The sequence below is a fragment of the Roseivirga sp. BDSF3-8 genome (assembly GCF_041449215.1).
Lineage (GTDB): Bacteria > Bacteroidota > Bacteroidia > Cytophagales > Cyclobacteriaceae > JBGNFV01.
Map to the genome: position 1 here is coordinate 771,821 of NZ_JBGNFV010000001.1, position 17,726 is coordinate 789,546.

Here is a 17,726-nt window from a genome sequence, read left to right on the forward strand (position 1 = left end):
TACTCAGTTAATTTAATCAAAAAAAGCCCCGCGATGGAGGCCTTTTCATTAATAAAACTGTTGATTGGAAACACACATCACATCAACACTACTAACTCACTATCAGTCAGTTAAAATCATTCGCTTCGTATCGACTTCTTTGCCATCTGCAATGAGGCTATATAAGTACATGCCCGCTCTGAGAACAGAACCATCGAGGGTAAATTCACCCTTTCCTCTATCTCTCAGATCCACTTTCCTGATTTGGCGGCCATTCATGTCATATATATAAAGTATGGCGGAGTTTACGTTTTGTGGCAATTCGTATTCAATGACGGTTTCTGTATTAAAGGGGTTGGGCCTGTTTTGCAATAATCTAGGTACGAGCGCGCCTGCAGGGTCGGCTATACCGGAGCGGTTATTCTCCTCCCCCTCAGTATCGGCCTCACTGGCACTGCGGCTATTCTCAACTATTGCCCTGAGCTCATCATTTTCGGCCTTAAGGTCCTGTATGGCCTGTACGAGTACGGGGATCATGCGGGTATAGCTTATGCCCATCATGCCATCGGGATTACCGACTACCTCATTGCCGTTTTCGTCCATGTGTACTTCGGTAGCCGGATTGCTTACTACCTCTGGTATTATCTTATATAACTCCTGTGCAATAAAGCCGAGCTCTACTTTTGCTGAGTTTCCTTTATCCCTGAGCTTATAGCTTACCGGCCTTATCTGCATAATATGGTCAAGGCCGTATTCACTTTTTTTTATGTCTTTTTTCAGTCGCTTGTCTGAGGATTCGTTTAAGGTTACGCAGTAAACAAAATCCCACCTGTCCGTACTGGTTCCGAGGTCCTGAAAGGTGCCGGTAGGACGGATGGTTGCATTACTGGCAAAGGTGTTTGCTCCGCCATCTGTAAACTCTTCTACTGACCCTACGCGTAAGCCTGTCCTGGATCTGATATCGCCGTCTACATCCAGCGGACTGAAAGGGTTGGTGAGGTTGATGCCGACATTTCCATTAGCCAGGATGGTCATTTTTTCGGAAAAGGTAGCCGGATTGGAGGTGCCGGTACCAAAGCCTTTGATGAAACCGATCCTGAGCCGTGTGCCGGAGGTCGTGCTGCTGGAGGTCTGGTCCTGCCAGGCTATAAGGCCGTCTTTCTTGGTGCCATTGTCCAGCAGGCCTGTGACAAAGTTTTGCTGCTCCCAGTTATGGAAGAGGCCGAAATAATCTCCTCCTGTGGGAAAAGCTGAAGGCGGGGCACCAAGTGCACTCCATTTACTATTAGGATCGCCAAGGCTACCGCTGCTTACCTGGCTCACATTGCCCCCTTGTACCTGTAGCTTGTTGAGGGGATTTCGTGTACCTATACCAACGTTGCCAGTACCGGTTACGGTGACCCGGCTTATGTCGTTGGTAAGGATATCGAAGGGCCTGTTTTCATCTACGCGTATCCTTACGCCTACCCAGGGGTCAATAATGGATTCGAAAAAGCCGGATACGCCGCTGGCATTGGTCTCAAGAATAGCGGGGCTGGGGGCGCTATTGGAACGGATACGAAGTATGGGGCTGCGGTCCACTATCTCAAGGTCTGTAGCGGGGGTAGTTGTTCCTATACCTACATTTCCTGAATTGGTGTTGTAGATATTGGTACCGCTAAAGGTCCACTGGGCATAGCCTGGGGAACTTGCAAAGCTAAGGAGGACTCCCAGCCCTGTGGCGAGTGTTAATAAACGTTTTTTCATAAAAATGATGGTTTGGTTGATTGTATGATTGAAAAAATAGAATGCGGCACAAGGGGAAAAGCTGCCACAGGGGAAAATGCTGCAGCGGGAACACTGCGGGAAGGAGATAGAGAAATGTCATAGATGTGGTTTAGCTTTTCCGGTATTATAATTTAAAGAAAAAAAGCCTATTTTCACTGTATGATGTCTTAAAACCTGGCTGAGAATTTTGGATAAAAATTTATGGGTTGGGTTTGAAAAAAATAAAAAAGCCTCTACATTTGTGATCCCAAACGCAAGATAGTTTGAGACTGCCCGATGGTGTAACTGGCAACACGTCTGATTTTGGTTCAGAAGAGTCTAGGTTCGAGCCCTAGTCGGGCAACTAAGTAATCCCGGTTTTTACCGGGATTACTTGTTTAAACTAACAATCAAAGCGCGCTCCACATGTCCTCTGTCAAGCTGTTTTCCGGTACGAGTTCGAAGTATCTGGCCGAAAAAATTGCTCACTATTATGGCAAACCCCTAGGTGAGATAACTGCCCAACGGTTCAGCGATGGAGAAATAGGCATTCATTATAATGAGAGTGTCCGTGGAGCTGATGTTTTCCTTATCCAGTCTACCTTCCCCCCTGCCGATAATATTCTGGAGCTTCTGCTTATGATCGATGCTGCCCGCCGGGCCAGTGCTCGTTCAATAGTAGTCGTCATACCTTATTTCGGATATGCCCGTCAGGACCGGAAGGATAAACCCAGGGTGGCCATAGCGGGTAAGCTTATGGCCAATGTGCTGAATGCAGCCGGAGCGAGCCGCGTGATGACCTGCGATCTGCATGCAGGCCAGATACAGGGCTTTTTCGATATCCCGGTTGATCACCTGGATGGTAATGCTATATTCCTGCCTTACCTGCGAAGTCTAAGTAAAGACAATAACCTGATCATTGCCTCTCCTGACGTGGGAGGAACGGGCCGCGCCAGAGCGTATGCCAAGTACCTGGAGGTGGATATGGTTGTATGCGATAAGCATCGTAAACGCCCTAATGAAATTGCCAGCATGCAGGTGATAGGGGATGTGACTGACAGGGATGTGGTCCTCATTGACGACATCATCGATACAGCGGGCACTATCACTAAGGCAAGCCTTATATTGAAAGAAAAAGGTGCAAGAACGGTAAGGGCAGTGTGTACGCACCCTGTGCTGTCCGGCAAAGCCTATGAAAACATCAACGGCTCGGCACTAGAAGAACTGGTGGTGACTGATACGATCCCTCTTAAAGGGGAGTCAGATAAAATAAGGATACTAACTGTGGCTGAACTTTTTGCGAAAGCAATCCGTAAGGTTCACGACGAGGAGTCTATCAGTTCTCTTTTCGTTAAGTAATCATTTTAACAAATTCATATTATGAAAACTATTGAGATTATAGGGTATAAAAGAGCAAATCTCGGTAAGTCGGAATCAAAGCGACTTAGAGAAGAAGGCATGGTACCCTGCGTGGTATACGGTGATGGCGAGCAGGAGCACTTCTACAGCCCCGCTATCCTTTTCCGTGACCTTATCTACACTCCGGAGGCACGCTTTGTAAAACTGAACGTAGAGGGTAAGGAGTATGACTGCATTATGCAGGACAACCAGTTCCACCCTGTAAGTGAGTCTATTCTGCACGTTGACTTCCTTAAGCTGAAAGAGGATCGTCCTGTAAAGATGAACATCCCTGTGAAACTTAAAGGTAACGCTCCTGGTATCGTTAAAGGTGGTAAAATGCAGCTTAAAGTTCGTCACCTGCGTGTGAAGGCTCTTCCTAAAGATATGCCTGAGCACATTGAGGTAGATGTAAGCAAGCTTGACCTTGGTAAGTCTGTAAAGGTTGGAGAGATCAAGCAGGAGAACTACGAGATCCAGAACAACAATAGTGTTTCTATTGCTACTGTGATCATTCCTCGTGCTCTGCGTGGTAAGAAAACTGATGAGGAGGGCGAAGACGCTTAATCCTTTCCGGTTTAATAAAAGATTAAATCCTGCCCTTAAATCCGGCAGGATTTTTTTTGTAACATAAGGATCATGAAATACCTGATAGCAGGACTGGGGAACATAGGCCCCGAGTACGAAGACACCCGGCATAACATCGGCTTCATTACCCTGGATAAACTTGCCGCGAAACATGAGGCTACCTTTGAACACAGCAGACATGCGTTTGTCACGGAGATAAAACATAAAGGAAGGTCTATCCACCTGATTAAGCCTACGACTTATATGAACCTGAGCGGAAAGGCGGTGAGCTACTGGATGAATGAGCTGAAGGTACCGGCGGAACGCCTGATGGTCATTACGGATGATATTGCGCTGCCTTTTGGCAAACTGAGATTACGGGCCAAAGGATCGAGCGCGGGGCATAACGGCCTCAAAGACATTGAGAAGTGCCTGGGATCACAAAAATACCCGCGCCTGAAATTCGGTATCGGGGATGATTTTGGTAAGGGTCAGCAGGTGGACTATGTACTGGGCCGGTTTAGCCGTGAGCAGTTTGATGAGCTGCCTTTTGCGCTGGATAAAGCCTGTGACATGGTCTATGGCTTCACCACGACAGGTATAGACAGAACAATGAGCCAGTATAATGACTAAACGAAAAGAGGGACACGGTGGGGTGTCCCTCTTTTTGTAATGAGTTTATTGTGGCATCAGCTTACCATTGCGCCATTAGCCGTGGCTTCGCCGGGTGAAATGAAGCGCAGACTGCCATCGGCATCTTCGGCCATCAATACCATTCCCTGGCTTTCTATGCCCATCATCTTACGAGGGGCCAGGTTTATGAGTACGCATACTTGCTTACCGGTAACCTCCTCAGCCGTGAAGTGCTCGGCAATACCACTGAGTACGGTACGCTTATCTATCCCTGTATCTATGGTCAGCTTAAGTAGCTTTTTGCTTTTCTTGAGCTTCTCAGCTTCGATTACGGTGCCAACCCGGATATCCATTTTCATGAAATCGTCGAATACGATTTCTTCTTTGGCAGGCGTTACTTGTGCTTGAGCCTGTGGAGTTTCTGCGTTGTTCATGAGTTTATTCAGTTGTGCTTCTATGGTTTCGTCTTCTACCTTGGTGAAGAGTAGCTCGGGAGTGCCAATTGTATGTCCTTCCGCGATCAGGCTATGGTCACCGGCTTTATCCCAGTCCAGTTTATCAAGCTGGAGCATGCTATATAGCTTTCCGCTACTATGAGGCAGGAATGGCACCATGAGTATGGCTAGGTTCGCGGTCACCTGCAGGGCAAGGTTCATGATGGTTTTGACCCGTTCAGGATCTGTCTTGATCATTTTCCAGGGCTCTGTATCTGCCAGGTACTTGTTACCTGCACGGGCCAGGTCCATCATGCCTGCCTGTGCTTCACGGAAGCGATAGGCATCCAGTGAGGCAGAGACTCGGCCGGGTATTTCTGCCAGCTCTTTTATCAGCTCCTGATCGATAGGCTGTAGTTGGCCGCGTTTGGGAGCTACCTTATCATAATACTTTTGGGTAAGTACCAGGGTGCGGTTCACGAAATTACCCAATATGGCTACCAACTCGCTGTTATTCTTCATCTGGAAGTCTTTCCAGCTAAAGTCGTTGTCTTTGGTCTCGGGCATATTCGCACACAGGGCATAACGGAGTATGTCTTCCTTGCCGGGAAAGTCATCCAGGTATTCGTGCACCCATATGGCCCAGTTACGGGAGGTACTGATCTTTTTGCCTTCCAGATTCAAAAACTCATTTGCAGGCACATTTTCAGGCAAAATGTAGGCGCCATGGGCCTTGAGTATGGAGGGGAAGATAATGCAATGAAATACGATATTATCCTTGCCGATAAAGTGGATGAGGGCGGTATCTGATGCCTGCCAATAGGTTTTCCAGTCTTTACCATTTTCCTCTGCCCATTGTCTGGTGGCTGAAATGTACCCGATAGGGGCATCCATCCATACATACAGCTTTTTGCCTTCGGTATCGGGCAGGGGCACATCTACGCCCCAATCAAGATCACGGGTCATAGCCCGAGGCTGAAGGCCGGCCTTGAGCCAGCTACTGCACTGGCCGTATACGTTGGTCTTCCACTTTCCTTTTTTTCCTTTCAGCAGCCACTCTTCCAGCCAGGGCTGAAACTTGTTAAGGGGCAGGTACCAATGGCGGGTTTCCCTGAGAATGGGGGTATTGCCACTGAGTGTAGATTTAGGGTTTATAAGATCTGAGGGGCTGAGGGAGGTACCGCATTTTTCACATTGGTCGCCATAAGCTTCTTCATACCCGCAGTTAGGGCAGGTACCGTATATATACCGGTCGGCCAGAAACTGGTCGTACTCCTGATCATAATACTGCTCGGATACCTGCTCTTCGAACTGGCCTTTGTCATATAGGGTCTTAAAGAACTGGGAGGAGGTTTCGTGATGAAGCGGGGATGAGGTTCGATGGTAGATATCGAAAGCCATACCGAAACGCTGAAAAGTATCCTGTATCTGATTATGATACCGGTCTACAATTTCACGCGGGCTTACACCTTCTTTTTTGGCTCTTAAAGTAATGGCAGCGCCGTGCTCATCACTACCACATACAAATACTACGTCTTTCTTCTGCAGCCTGAGATATCGCACATAAATATCAGCGGGCAGGTAAGCACCGGCCAGATGGCCTATGTGCAGAGGGCCGTTCGCATAGGGCAAAGCAGCGGTAATGGTGTACCGCTTAAAGGATTGGTCGGACATGCAACTATTGGTTTATCTGCGCAAAGATAGAAATAATATACAGCCAGACCACGGCAAGGGATGATGATCAGTAGTGTTCCACCCGATTAGGTAATTCTACTGTGAACCGGGTGTAATTTGGGTTATTATCGAGGGTGACATGACCATTCAACCGCTCTGCACTAAGTTTCGTAAGGAAAAGGCCCAGGCCTGCATCGCCACTGCTCTTGCTGGCTGAAACGAACATATCGAACACCTTGGCTCCATACTGTTCACTGATACCGGTGCCATTATCCTCGACGAGAATAAGAAACCGGCGTGGATCGCTCATCACCGAGATTTTTACGTAAGCTCCCTCACGGTCATCGTGAAATTTAATGGCATTTTCCAGGAGGTTAAAAAGTATGAGCCGGATAAGATTAGGGTCCGTTCTTATTTCCAGTCCCTGCCCCACTTCGTTCAGTACCTCAATAAAATTGAACGGATGCAGGTCTTTTACCTGGGTGACTATCTCGTTTATCAATTCACGCAACCTAACCAATTCGTTCTTGGGAGCGATATTCTTGATCATATTAATTGTGAGTAGTCTTTTCAGGATATTATCCATGCTTTCGGCAGTGGAATCCAGCATCTGAAAATACTCTCTGCTCTTATCATCTTTCACATCGAGCAGTGCAAGATTGGTAAGCCCTTTTAGCCTGGCGAGAGGGCCTCTTATATCATGAGAGGTTTTGTATATAAAGTTATCCAGTTCCATTACCGCATGGGTAAGCTCTTGGTTGGTCTCGTGTAATGCAGCGGTACGGTCTATTACCTGCTTTTCAAGGCCTTCATTCAGGGCCAGAAGTTCAGAGTTCTGGTTCTGGATAATCTTTCTGGCGCTCTCCAGCTCCTGGTTACGGGAAGAGAGTTCTTTGGTTTTGGTGACGATGAGGTCATGCTGCTCGGCAATTTTGGCATTCTGCTTTTTCTGAATACGGAAACCATGCATGAGCAGGAAGACGAGGGCAAGCAGCAATACGGAAAACAGGCCAAGGTATAGCAGCATCCTGCGATTGAGGGCCAGCTCAAGTTCTTTACCTTCCAGCTCACGGCGGGTCTGCTCTACATCGAACCGAACCTGGGTACTTCTTACATTACGGGCAATTTCATCATTGAAAAGGCTGTCCTTCAAAGATAAAACCTTTTTCTGCAGCTGGATGGTCTTCTCCAGATTACCTTGCTTTTCATAAATTTCTGCAAGCAGAATGAGGTTATACAGGGCTTGCTGCTGGTTGCGGATCTTGTCTGAAATAGCAAAACTGGAATCAAGGTAGACTTTGGCCTTTTCAATTTTCCCCTGATCCAGAAAGCTTTCGGCTATGGAATGATAGGTAAGGCTTAGCCCGGCTCTATCATTAATCCGTTTCTGAATCTCGAGGGCCTCCATGTATTCTTCGGTGGCCTGCTCATATTTTCGTTCCAACAGGTATACATCACCGAATCCTTGGAGGCTTACGGCACGCTGGTGCTGATTATTACCTTTTATGGAACTACCTGAACCGAGTACGAAATAGTAACGGGCGGAGTCCAGTTGCCTGCTATTGAGGAAGTAGTTACCTAAATGATTGTAACTAAAGGCCAGCATGTCCGGGTCATTGATCTGCTTTTTAAGCTCAAGGGAACGCCTCATATACTCCATGGCCCGGGTATGATCCTTAATTTTCTCATACAACTGACCAATATTATTAAGGGTGACGCTGCGGGTCTCGAGGTCATCTTCAGGGGTAAGGGATAGTGCCTGAAAGAGGTAATTAAGGGCGAGGTCATAGCTGCCTGTCTCACTGAGCAGCAGGCCAAGATTATTAATTGCTGCTGTTTCCTCTGCAAGAAGCCCCTCTTCTCTGGCTATTTCTCTGGCTTCGCTATAGAGTGAAGCGGCCTCAAAATAGTCTCCCATATAGAACTTGGCACCTCCCATATACCGGATGGATCGGGAAAGGCCCATTTTATTCCCTTCCTCTTCACTTATTTCTTTCGCCTTTTTTGCGAATTGAAGTGACTGCATAGGGTTAGTAGTCAGCCTTTTTTTAGCTGTCTGAAGGAGAATCTCTACTTGCTGGTTCGGATTAGCTGCAGGTATAGTATTTAACAGACTGTCTACCTGACTGGAAAAAGAATAAGCTTGCGAACTTAAAAAAATAGCCAACGTGGCCAGAAAGAGGACTTTTATATATTTATTCAGTTCCTTTTTCAATTTATCTTATTGCTCAGGTTAAGTCTAGTGAGCCTTAACAACAAAGAGAATTAATTTGATCCCGAAAATAATACATTTTCTGATAAAATAATCAAAGAGAATCTTAATAAGTATTTGAGTGTTTTCCCAAACATAATCACTATTTTTGCGGGTCATTTAGAAAAGCATTATGGAAGGAATAAGGAACGTGGCGATTATCGCCCACGTCGACCACGGGAAAACCACTCTGGTGGATAAGATTATCCATGCAGCAAAATTATTTCGTGACAATCAGGAATCGGGCGAACTGATCCTTGATAATAACGAACTGGAAAGAGAGAGGGGCATTACCATCCTTTCCAAAAACGTATCTGTTCAGTACAAGGACATTAAAATCAACATCATCGATACACCGGGTCACGCGGATTTTGGTGGTGAGGTAGAGAGGGTGCTGAAAATGGCCGATGGCGTTTTGCTGCTGGTCGATGCTTTTGAAGGTGTTATGCCTCAGACCCGTTTCGTACTGGGTAAGGCTCTTGGCCTTGGTCTTACGCCTATCGTGGTAGTCAATAAGGTGGATAAAGAAAACTGCCGCCCGGACGAGGTGCATGAGGAGGTATTCGACCTTATGTTTAACCTTGATGCCACCGAAGAGCAGCTTGAGTTTGAAACAGTATACGGATCCGGAAAGAATGGCTGGATGAGTAGAGACTGGAACCAGCCAACGGACAATATCACGCCACTGCTGGATACCATCATTGAATCTATCCCTGCCGCTCCATATAAAGAAGGTACTCCGCAATTCCAGATTACCAGTCTGGATTATAGTAATTACCTTGGCCGTATCGCTATCGGACGTGTATACCGTGGGGACCTGCGTGAAGGGACCCAAATGGCGCTTTGTAAAGCCGATGGCAGTACCCAGAAAGTTAAAATAAAGGAACTTCAGGTATTTGAAGGACTTGGCCGTCGCAGGGTAGAAACTGTACGTTCGGGAGACCTGTGTGCTATTGTAGGCATAGAGGGCTTTGAGATTGGTGACACCCTAGCGGATCTTGAGAACCCTGAGCCGCTACCTCGTATTGCGATAGACGAACCTACCATCAACATGATGTTTACCATCAATAATTCGCCTTTCTTCGGAAAGGAGGGTAAGTTCGTTACCAGCCGCCACCTGCGCGACAGACTGGAAAAGGAGCTGGAAAAGAACCTGGCCCTAAAGGTGGAGCCTACGGACCAGGAGGACAGCTTTCTGGTATACGGAAGAGGTATCCTGCACTTGTCTGTACTTATTGAAACAATGCGCCGCGAGGGCTACGAGCTACAGGTAGGTCAGCCCCAGGTTATTTATAAAGAGATAGATGGGGTGAAACAAGAGCCCATCGAGCACCTGGTAGTGGATGTACCGGAGGAATTTAGTGGAAAGGTAATCGAACTGGCCACTTTACGTAAAGGTGAGCTTAAGGTAATGCAGCCAAAAGGACACCTGCAGCACCTGGAGTTTGACATTCCTTCCAGAGGTCTGATCGGCCTTAGAAATAATGTGCTCACGGCTACTTCAGGTGAAGCGGTTATGAACCACCGGTTTAAGGAGTATCAGCCGATGAAAGGCAATATCCCCGGACGTATGAATGGCTCACTCATTAGTATGGAAGCGGGACAGGCTACCGCCTATACACTGGACAAGCTGCAGGACAGGGGAATCTTCTTTGTAGAGCCCGGACAGGACTTGTATGCCGGCCAGGTAGTAGGAGAGCACAGCCGTGACAATGACCTGGTAGTGAATCTGCAAAAAGGTAAAAAACTAACGAACATGCGTGCTGCAGGCTCGGACGACAGCTCCAGAATAGCCCCTCCGCGCCGTTTTTCACTGGAAGAAGCACTGGAATACATAAATAAGGATGAGTACGTAGAGGTAACGCCTAAGAGCATACGCCTGCGTAAGATCGTTACCGAACCTCACCTTTGGGGTAAAAAGTAAGGATAAGCACCTTATCGAATAAATCAAAAAAACCGGCCATCTCCACGATGGCCGGTTTTTTTATGCCCAGTGAGCAACTCAAAGCTCTGTTTATAAGTGATTGTTTGTGCCCGTAGGTTTACCTATATTAATGCTATTATTACCTATGAATCAGGGAGCATACTCATGCCTGCCTTACTTTTCTGTTGTGGCAGGTGATCGCTCGAGGTTACATTTGTACTTTAGCAAAGTGAACAGTTTATCAGTAAAGCTGTACGTATTTTTAATATTTTGATTAATTAACAATGAAGAAGAAACTCGAACTAAACGCTCTGACCATTTCCAGCTTTGTAATCAACAAACAAAGCCTGAAAGGCGGTGCGAAACCGCAGCCATTTACGCAGCCGGAAACCCAGTGCTATGCAACGGGGCCTTGCTGTGATATTACTTACGGCTGCACAAACAACACATGTGATCCTGCCTTATGTGAGCCTATCGCATAGCACGTATACTGGAGGTCTTCTGCGAAGGCCTCTTTTTTTTAACCAAAATTACTAAGCAAAATGAAAAAGAAGCTAAGCCTAAACCAACTCTATGTATCAAGCTTTGTAACTAAAACAGCCATTGTGGGTGGTGCAAAAGAAACGAAAGGAAACTGCCCTGACGATACAGCTCTTTGCTCAGGCGCCGCGACAAGTAGCCCCTGTATCTGCATCACCTGCGACCTGGCTTGCGAGTTTACTTACGATGAAGAGTGTGTAGTTGGCTAATACAACAACTTTTATAAAAAGAAAAGGCTGCCTGCTATGAACAGGCAGCCTTTCTTTTTCGGCAGGTTTTGCCTTATTTCTTCTTACGCATTTCCTCAAGCTGGTCCCACATTTGGGAAGGAATTTCATCCAGGTGACTGAACTCTCCTGCGCCTTTGAGCCATTCGCCGCCATCAATGGTCATGACTTCTCCGTTAACATAGGCACTATAATCACTCACGAGGTAGGCCGCCAGGTTAGCCAGCTCCTGGTGCTCCCCCACCCGACCAAGAGGAACAAAGTTTTTGGGATCAAACTTTTTTACGAGGTCACCGGGAAGTAAACGGCTCCAAGCACCTTCTGTAGGAAAGGGGCCTGGGGCGATGGCATTTGAGCGTATTTTATATTTTGCCCACTCCACGGCCAGGGACCGGGTCAGGGCCAGTACGCCTGCTTTAGCACAGGCAGAGGGTACAACAAACCCTGAACCTGTCCAGGCATAGGTAGTGACTATGTTGAGGAAGTTACCTGGCTGTTGCTTTTCTATCCATTTCTTACCGGCTGCAAGGGTCACATTATACGTACCTCTGAGGACGATGTCTACCACTATGTCAAAAGCACGGTGGGAAAGCCTTTCTGTAGGGCTGATAAAATTACCTGCGGCATTATTAACCACGGTATCAAACCCCCCAAAATGCTCTTCGGTTTCGGCCAGCACCTTTTCGATACTTTCATACTCTCTTACATCACAGCTTACGGGCAATACTTTGCCGCCTGTTTCCTGTTCCAGTTCCGAGGCGGTCTGCTTGAGCACATCCAGTTTACGACTGGTGATCACCACATTAGCACCAAGTTTTAAAAAATAGGTCGTCATGCTACGGCCCAGACCGGTACCACCGCCGGTTACAATAATGGTTTTTCCTTTCAGGGCATCGTCCCTGAGCATTCCTTCTGTGTGTTTCATTTGGCTAAAAAGTTTGTATGCGGATCGAGACAGGCAAAATGAAAAATAAAGGCATATAAAAAAAGGCAGAAGCGGTGCTTCTGCCTTTTACATATCAATTTACGTGGCTACTATGGCCTGGAGGTCTCCTCCTGGTCTACGATAATAGCATCCACTTCATTATCTCTTACCATCTGATTGAACTCCGGAATATCTTCTCTGAGAATTTCCCTGAAGTCAGCCAGTTCAGCATCTATCTTACCTGACACTTCATCATAGAACTCCATGGTCTGGTCTGTAGGCCGGTAATCACCTATGCTGGTAAGTGAGTTAAGGTGGGCCAGCTTATTGCTCAACCTGATAGGATAGTTCAGCGGATCCTGGTTACTACGGTTTTTCGTCTGATATAAGGTTTTCTCAATTTCGGTCAGACGCTCATTAATTGCCTTGCCACTATCGATAACTGCCTGCATATTTTCCTGTCCTTCAAGACGGTTCAACAGGGAGCTGATCTGGCCTTTTACTTCCCGCATGTCAGCAATGGCTTCGTGGGTTTCAGTTACTTTGTCTCTCAGCTTCATGAGGAAGTCAAACTGGGCCTGCAGATCCTGTTGCGAAGCCTCGCTGCGGGGGTCTTTTTTCAGCGTAAAAGACTGCTGCAGAGAATCCGCCCCGTGCACAAGGCGTACGGTGTACTCCCCGGGTAGTACGGTAGGCCCACCGAGTGATGCCCACCAGAGGATCATACCATCAAAGCCTTTTGCGGGACCGTATTTCATATCCCACACAAAACGGTTGGCCCCTTTCTTCACATCCAGCATTTCCTGCTTTTCCTTGGCATCGGTGCTGTAGCTGCGGACAAGCTTACCGCTGCTGTCTAGAAACTTAAGGGTTACGGCATTGGCTGAATCAGGCTCCTCATCCATGTAGTAATGTACAAGGACTCCGCCAGGGTGGTTTTCACCTTCTGTTTTGGAGGGACCTCCGCCCCATCCACCGCCGCCGCCATCCATACGCCAGCTATCCATAGGCTTATAGAGGTACATGTCCATTCCTGCCACTTCGTTATTGAGCTGATGTAAGGGAGTCACATCATCAATTATCCAGAAGCTACGGCCCTGTGTGGCAGCGATAAGGTTATTGTCCTTAAGGGCGAGATCAGTAATAGGCACCATAGGCAGGTTAAGCTGGAATGGTTTCCAACTGGCTCCATCGTCAAAGGAAATATACATGCCGTTTTCGGTACCGGCATATAGCAAGCCCTGCTTACCGGGATCAGCACGAACCACGCGGGTGAAGTGCTCACTCTTTATGCCGTTTACAATCTTAGTCCATGTTTTACCATAGTCTTTTGTCTTGTACAGGTATGGGCGGAAGTCACCTTCTTTATAAAGTGTTCCGGCTACGTAGGCTCCCCCTTTGGTAAATGGATCAGGATCAATGCTATTGATCATAAGCCACTTCGGCATGTCTGATGGGGTAACATTTTCCCAGTTTTCACCGCCGTCACGGGTTACATGGATAAGCCCATCGTCACTACCTGTCCAGATAAGTCCCTCTTCGTAAGGGCTTTCTACGGCGGCGAATATAGTTGCGTAGTATTCTACACCTGTATTATCCTTTGTGATAGGGCCTCCTGAGGGACCGAGCTTGGAACTGTCGTTACGAGTAAGGTCGGGGCTAATAACCTTCCACGACTGGCCTTCGTCGGTAGTAACATGGAGGTGGTTTGATCCGGCATACAGCTTGTCTTTATTATGAGGGGAGAAGAAAAGCGGGAAGTTCCACTGAAAGCGATACTTCATCCCTTCTGCGCCGTGTCCCATGGGATCATCGGGCCATACGTTGATCACGCGCATCTGTCCGGTGGAATGGTCCAGCCGTGTGAGCAGGCCGCCATAGCTACCACCGTATACAATCTCATCATTTTCAGGGTCTACTGCCAGGTGAGCACTCTCGCCTCCTGCACTGGGCTCCCAATCACGCATTCCGATGTTGCCGGCGTCTGTTCTATGGGCGATACGCACGGTACTATTATCCTGCTGAGCGCCGAGAATACGGTAGGGGAAATGGTTGTCTGTAGTGACGCGGTAGAACTGGGCTGTGGGCTGATTCATGTAGGTGGACCAATTAGCCCCCCCGTCGTAGCTTGTTTGTGCACCACCATCATCACCTATGATCATGCGCTGATTATCTTCAGGCGCTATCCACAGGTCATGATGGTCACTGTGAGGCGAATAGAACGATTTAAACGTACGGCCGCCATCGTCGGAGCGATGGTAGGCGACGTTCATGACATAGACAACATCTTCATCCTGGGTATCTGCATAGATACGGCTGTAGTACCATGCACGCTGGCGAAGGGCACGGTCATCATTGGTACGGGCCCAGGTTTCGCCTCCGTCATCGCTGCGGAATACACCACCTTCGTTAGCTTCAATTATGGCCCATACTCTTTCGCTGTTTAGTGGGGAAACGGTCACCCCTATTATACCAAGGGTGCCTTTGGGCATACCTTTTTTCTCACTAAGGTTTGTCCAGGTATCTCCACCATCGGTACTCTTCCAGAGAGCGGAGCCTTCGCCCCCACTACTAAGGGAGTATGGTGTACGGCGAACATTCCAGGTGGATGCATAAAGCACGCGGGGGTTACCAGGGTCCATGATAAGGTCTACTGCCCCTGCATCAGCATTGGCAAACAGGACTCTTTCCCATGTCTCACCGCCATCTTTACTGCGATAGACGCCGCGCTGCTCAGAGCTTTTATAGAGGTCCCCCAGTACCGCAGCGTAAACAAGGTCGGGATTGTCAGGGTGGATTCTTACGCGGGGAATATGGCGGCTTTTTTCCAGGCCGATCTGCTCCCAGGTCTTGCCGGCATCCACAGACTTCCACATACCACTGCCATGGGATACATTACCGCGGACAGTCACTTCTCCACCGCCTACGTAGATTGTATTAGGATCACTTTCAGCTACAGATACGGCGCCAATGGAGCCACCAAAATAGCCATCGGAAATATTCTCCCAGGATGAACCTCCGTCACGGGTACGCCATACGCCTCCTCCGGTGGAGCCAAAGTAATACAAGTTAGGCTTGCCTGGCACGCCGGTTACGGCTGCGGATCGCCCCCCCCTGTAAGGTCCTATATTGCGCCACTCAAGGGCATCATATAACTTTTCGTTAAAATCTGATGTGGCCTGTTTCGATCTGCGTCGCTGGGCATCTGCCTCCCACGGTAAGGCCAGTACCACCAGTATCAAAAGAAACAATAAGCGGGGTATGGTTTTCGTCATATGTGTCTACTAATTATTTGGGTAAATCGATCACCCCCGGCACGGGGCTTCACTCTATACCCTACTAATCAACACATCATTTTCCAAATACGCCATTGACAAGATTTAAACGGATACTTTGAGGGATGGGTGGTACCTTTTAAACTAATTGCCTGCCAACTGAACTTATACGGTATTGCACCGGCCTAAAATGATCTCTACAGCTACTTTAGTAACAAAAAAGTCTCCGCCTCAATGAGACGAAGACTTTTTTGTTACGCTTCTTAGAACGAATCTCTCTCCCGGGCTTAGAATTCTATTTGGTAGCTACCTAATTCCTCACGCTCTTTTCCCAGTATCTTTACGGTAACGGAAGGATCTGATCCTGACCAGTCCACTTCCATTAAACCAAAATTACGGGCGATAATCAGGTCCCCTACCCTGTATTGGTTTGCTTCTTCAGAGGCTTCTCTCCACGTGTGTGTAAGGCCACTACTGGTCACTTCATATACGGGGGCATCCATATCGCCGGGCTGTATGCGGCTCACTTCGGCAATGTGCCTGTCGCCGCTAAGTAGTATTACGTTCTTATTATCACTATCAGCCAGCAGATTCAGCAAGCGCGTGCGTTCGTTAGGAAAGTTTGCCCACTTCTCGAAGCGATGCTCTGTGGGGATAAACTGTATACCGCTGCCGATTAGGATCAAATCTGCCTTGCTGTTATCCAGTTCCTCCTCGAGCCAGTCCCACTGTGCTTCACCCAGTATGGTACCATCGAGGTTTGGCTGGCTTATACCATCTTTCACATAAACGGTATCACGGAAATACCTGACATCTAACAGGATCACCTGTACTCTTTTACCTTCCGGCCCGAAGGTATGGGAGCTATACAATCCCTCGCGGTTACGTTCAGGCGCATCAGCAGGTACGTTGAGAAAATCCAAGGCCAGTTGCTGGCTTTCCTCCTTCATGGAATAGCCTTTGCCTCCATTGTTAATACCATAGTCATGATCGTCCCAGGTACCAACTACGGGGGTATTACTGGTAAGCTCACGGTAGCCGGGGTAGCTCTTTTGCTTCTCGTATTTTTCGCGCATTACTCCCATATCGCGGGTATCACCGTAGATATTATCCCCTAGCCAGATATAAAGATCGGGGTTTGTGGCATTGATCTCGTCCCACATTTGCTCCTCATTCTCCTGATGGCTGCAGGAACCAAATGTGATTCGCTGAAGGGGCTGGATGTTATCCGAAGCGGGGCTAATATCGGGTGAGCAGGAGGTGACAAAAGGAAAGAAGAATAAGGTGAGGAGTGTTAAACGCAGCATCATGAGGCTTTACTTTGAATTAATCAGCCGCAATAAAACTAAAATTTCACTATGGGGTGAAACTGCTATATCAGGAAATCATGAATTTTTATGCAGAAGGTCGCCCAGGTAGGTACAGGGTATGGTGCTTTCCTCAATTCCGTGCCCGCCGGGACCTACTTTATAGGCATTGTACCCTTCGCGTGAGGCATAGGCTCCCTGCAGGACTGTGCCTTTAAAGTACATGCCTACAAAATTTTCAACCCCGTAGCCCGGCATTATTTTCCCTTTATCAATGGCGCTGTGGAATGCGGGCCTTCTCCCGGTATTTTCGTAGTGGGCGCAGTGGCTGCCTTCCAAAAGTGACAGACAAGGCTCTGGTGACAGCCCCTCGGGATTGCTGTCTGTAAGGGCTTCCTGAAACCAGCAGGCGCTACCGCTACTCACTCCGGCCAGCATGGTCCCCCTTTCCCAGGCTTGCCTGAGCAGCCTGTCCACTCCATATAATTTCCAGGCATCCAGCATATAGGTGGTATGTCCGCCCGTCACATATATAATATCTGCAGAGAGCATTATATCCTCCAGGTTGTCGTACCGCTCCTTTGTGAGCCGTAGTACTGCGGTACGGGCCTGTAACTGCCTCCCAATACAGTCGTGAAATAGGTCTATCATATCGGCGGAATCACCACTGGCGGTTGGGAGCAACAATACCTTCGGGTGAGAATGGGGTACTAAGGAAAAGATAAAACGGTCTAAAAGGAGATTATCAGGTTCCATAGAAAACCCTCCGCCTCCCATAGCTACGATCTGTTGCATACACTGGTATTTTTTGAAAGATAAGAGAAATGAAAGAAAATGCCAGTGAGG

Annotated in this window: 13 protein-coding genes and 1 tRNA gene; 7 read left to right on the top strand and 7 right to left on the bottom strand. The window is 47.9% G+C overall.

The features are described 5' to 3' along the window. Positions 1-102 precede the first annotated feature (102 nt). Positions 103-1,725, bottom strand: a complete 1,623-nt coding sequence (locus tag AB9P05_RS02975; RefSeq protein WP_371907326.1) for a tail fiber domain-containing protein — start codon at positions 1,723-1,725, stop codon at positions 103-105. Positions 1,726-2,016: 291 nt separating this feature from the next. Between AB9P05_RS02975 and AB9P05_RS02980 the strand changes: the two genes are divergently transcribed. The 4 genes from AB9P05_RS02980 (at position 2,017) to pth (ending at position 4,323) form a co-directional block, all read left to right on the top strand. Then, positions 2,017-2,089: transfer RNA gene (locus AB9P05_RS02980), tRNA-Gln, on the top strand. Positions 2,090-2,151: 62 nt separating this feature from the next. Next, a complete protein-coding gene (locus AB9P05_RS02985) occupies positions 2,152-3,084 on the top strand; it encodes a ribose-phosphate pyrophosphokinase (RefSeq protein ID WP_371907327.1) in 933 nt (310 codons plus the stop codon). Positions 3,085-3,105: 21 nt separating this feature from the next. Continuing rightward, complete coding sequence (locus AB9P05_RS02990; protein WP_371907328.1) at positions 3,106-3,690, top strand: 50S ribosomal protein L25/general stress protein Ctc; 585 nt, start codon at positions 3,106-3,108, stop codon at positions 3,688-3,690. A gap of 72 nt (positions 3,691-3,762) precedes the next feature. Next, entirely contained in the window at positions 3,763-4,323 is a 561-nt protein-coding gene (gene pth / locus AB9P05_RS02995; protein ID WP_371907329.1) for an aminoacyl-tRNA hydrolase, read from the top strand. A gap of 56 nt (positions 4,324-4,379) precedes the next feature. Here the strand turns inward: pth and metG are convergent, their stop codons facing one another. Together metG and AB9P05_RS03005 are read right to left on the bottom strand one after the other, a co-directional pair. After that, positions 4,380-6,431 carry a methionine--tRNA ligase gene (gene metG, locus AB9P05_RS03000; RefSeq protein WP_371907330.1) on the bottom strand — a complete coding sequence of 684 codons (2,052 nt, stop codon included), beginning with the start codon at positions 6,429-6,431 and terminating at the stop codon, positions 4,380-4,382. 67 nt (positions 6,432-6,498) lie between these two features. Further along, positions 6,499-8,646, bottom strand: a complete 2,148-nt coding sequence (locus AB9P05_RS03005; protein WP_371907331.1) for a tetratricopeptide repeat protein — start codon at positions 8,644-8,646, stop codon at positions 6,499-6,501. 169 nt (positions 8,647-8,815) lie between these two features. On the opposite strand from AB9P05_RS03005, the gene typA reads away from it, so the two are divergent. The 3 genes from typA to AB9P05_RS03020 all read left to right on the top strand — a co-directional run bounded on the left by typA (position 8,816) and on the right by AB9P05_RS03020 (position 11,355). After that, positions 8,816-10,606, top strand: coding sequence for a translational GTPase TypA (typA, locus tag AB9P05_RS03010; RefSeq protein ID WP_371907332.1), 1,791 nt, complete (start codon positions 8,816-8,818; stop codon positions 10,604-10,606). Between the two features lie 284 nt (positions 10,607-10,890). Then, the gene (locus tag AB9P05_RS03015) at positions 10,891-11,088 is read left to right on the top strand and encodes a hypothetical protein (RefSeq protein ID WP_371907333.1); all 198 of its coding nucleotides are present in this window, start codon (positions 10,891-10,893) and stop codon (positions 11,086-11,088) included. 60 nt (positions 11,089-11,148) lie between these two features. Then, the gene (locus AB9P05_RS03020; RefSeq protein WP_371907334.1) at positions 11,149-11,355 is read left to right on the top strand and encodes a hypothetical protein; all 207 of its coding nucleotides are present in this window, start codon (positions 11,149-11,151) and stop codon (positions 11,353-11,355) included. Between the two features lie 73 nt (positions 11,356-11,428). On the opposite strand, the gene AB9P05_RS03025 is transcribed toward AB9P05_RS03020, so the two are convergent. The 4 genes from AB9P05_RS03025 to AB9P05_RS03040 form a co-directional block, all read right to left on the bottom strand. Next, positions 11,429-12,298 carry an SDR family oxidoreductase gene (locus AB9P05_RS03025; protein WP_371907335.1) on the bottom strand — a complete coding sequence of 290 codons (870 nt, stop codon included), beginning with the start codon at positions 12,296-12,298 and terminating at the stop codon, positions 11,429-11,431. Positions 12,299-12,408: 110 nt separating this feature from the next. Continuing rightward, positions 12,409-15,573, bottom strand: coding sequence for a glycosyl hydrolase (locus AB9P05_RS03030; protein ID WP_371907336.1), 3,165 nt, complete (start codon positions 15,571-15,573; stop codon positions 12,409-12,411). A gap of 287 nt (positions 15,574-15,860) precedes the next feature. Then, positions 15,861-16,883, bottom strand: coding sequence for an alkaline phosphatase D family protein (locus AB9P05_RS03035; protein ID WP_371907337.1), 1,023 nt, complete (start codon positions 16,881-16,883; stop codon positions 15,861-15,863). Positions 16,884-16,958: 75 nt separating this feature from the next. Then, entirely contained in the window at positions 16,959-17,675 is a 717-nt protein-coding gene (locus tag AB9P05_RS03040; protein WP_371907338.1) for a Type 1 glutamine amidotransferase-like domain-containing protein, read from the bottom strand. Positions 17,676-17,726: the final 51 nt, after the last annotated feature.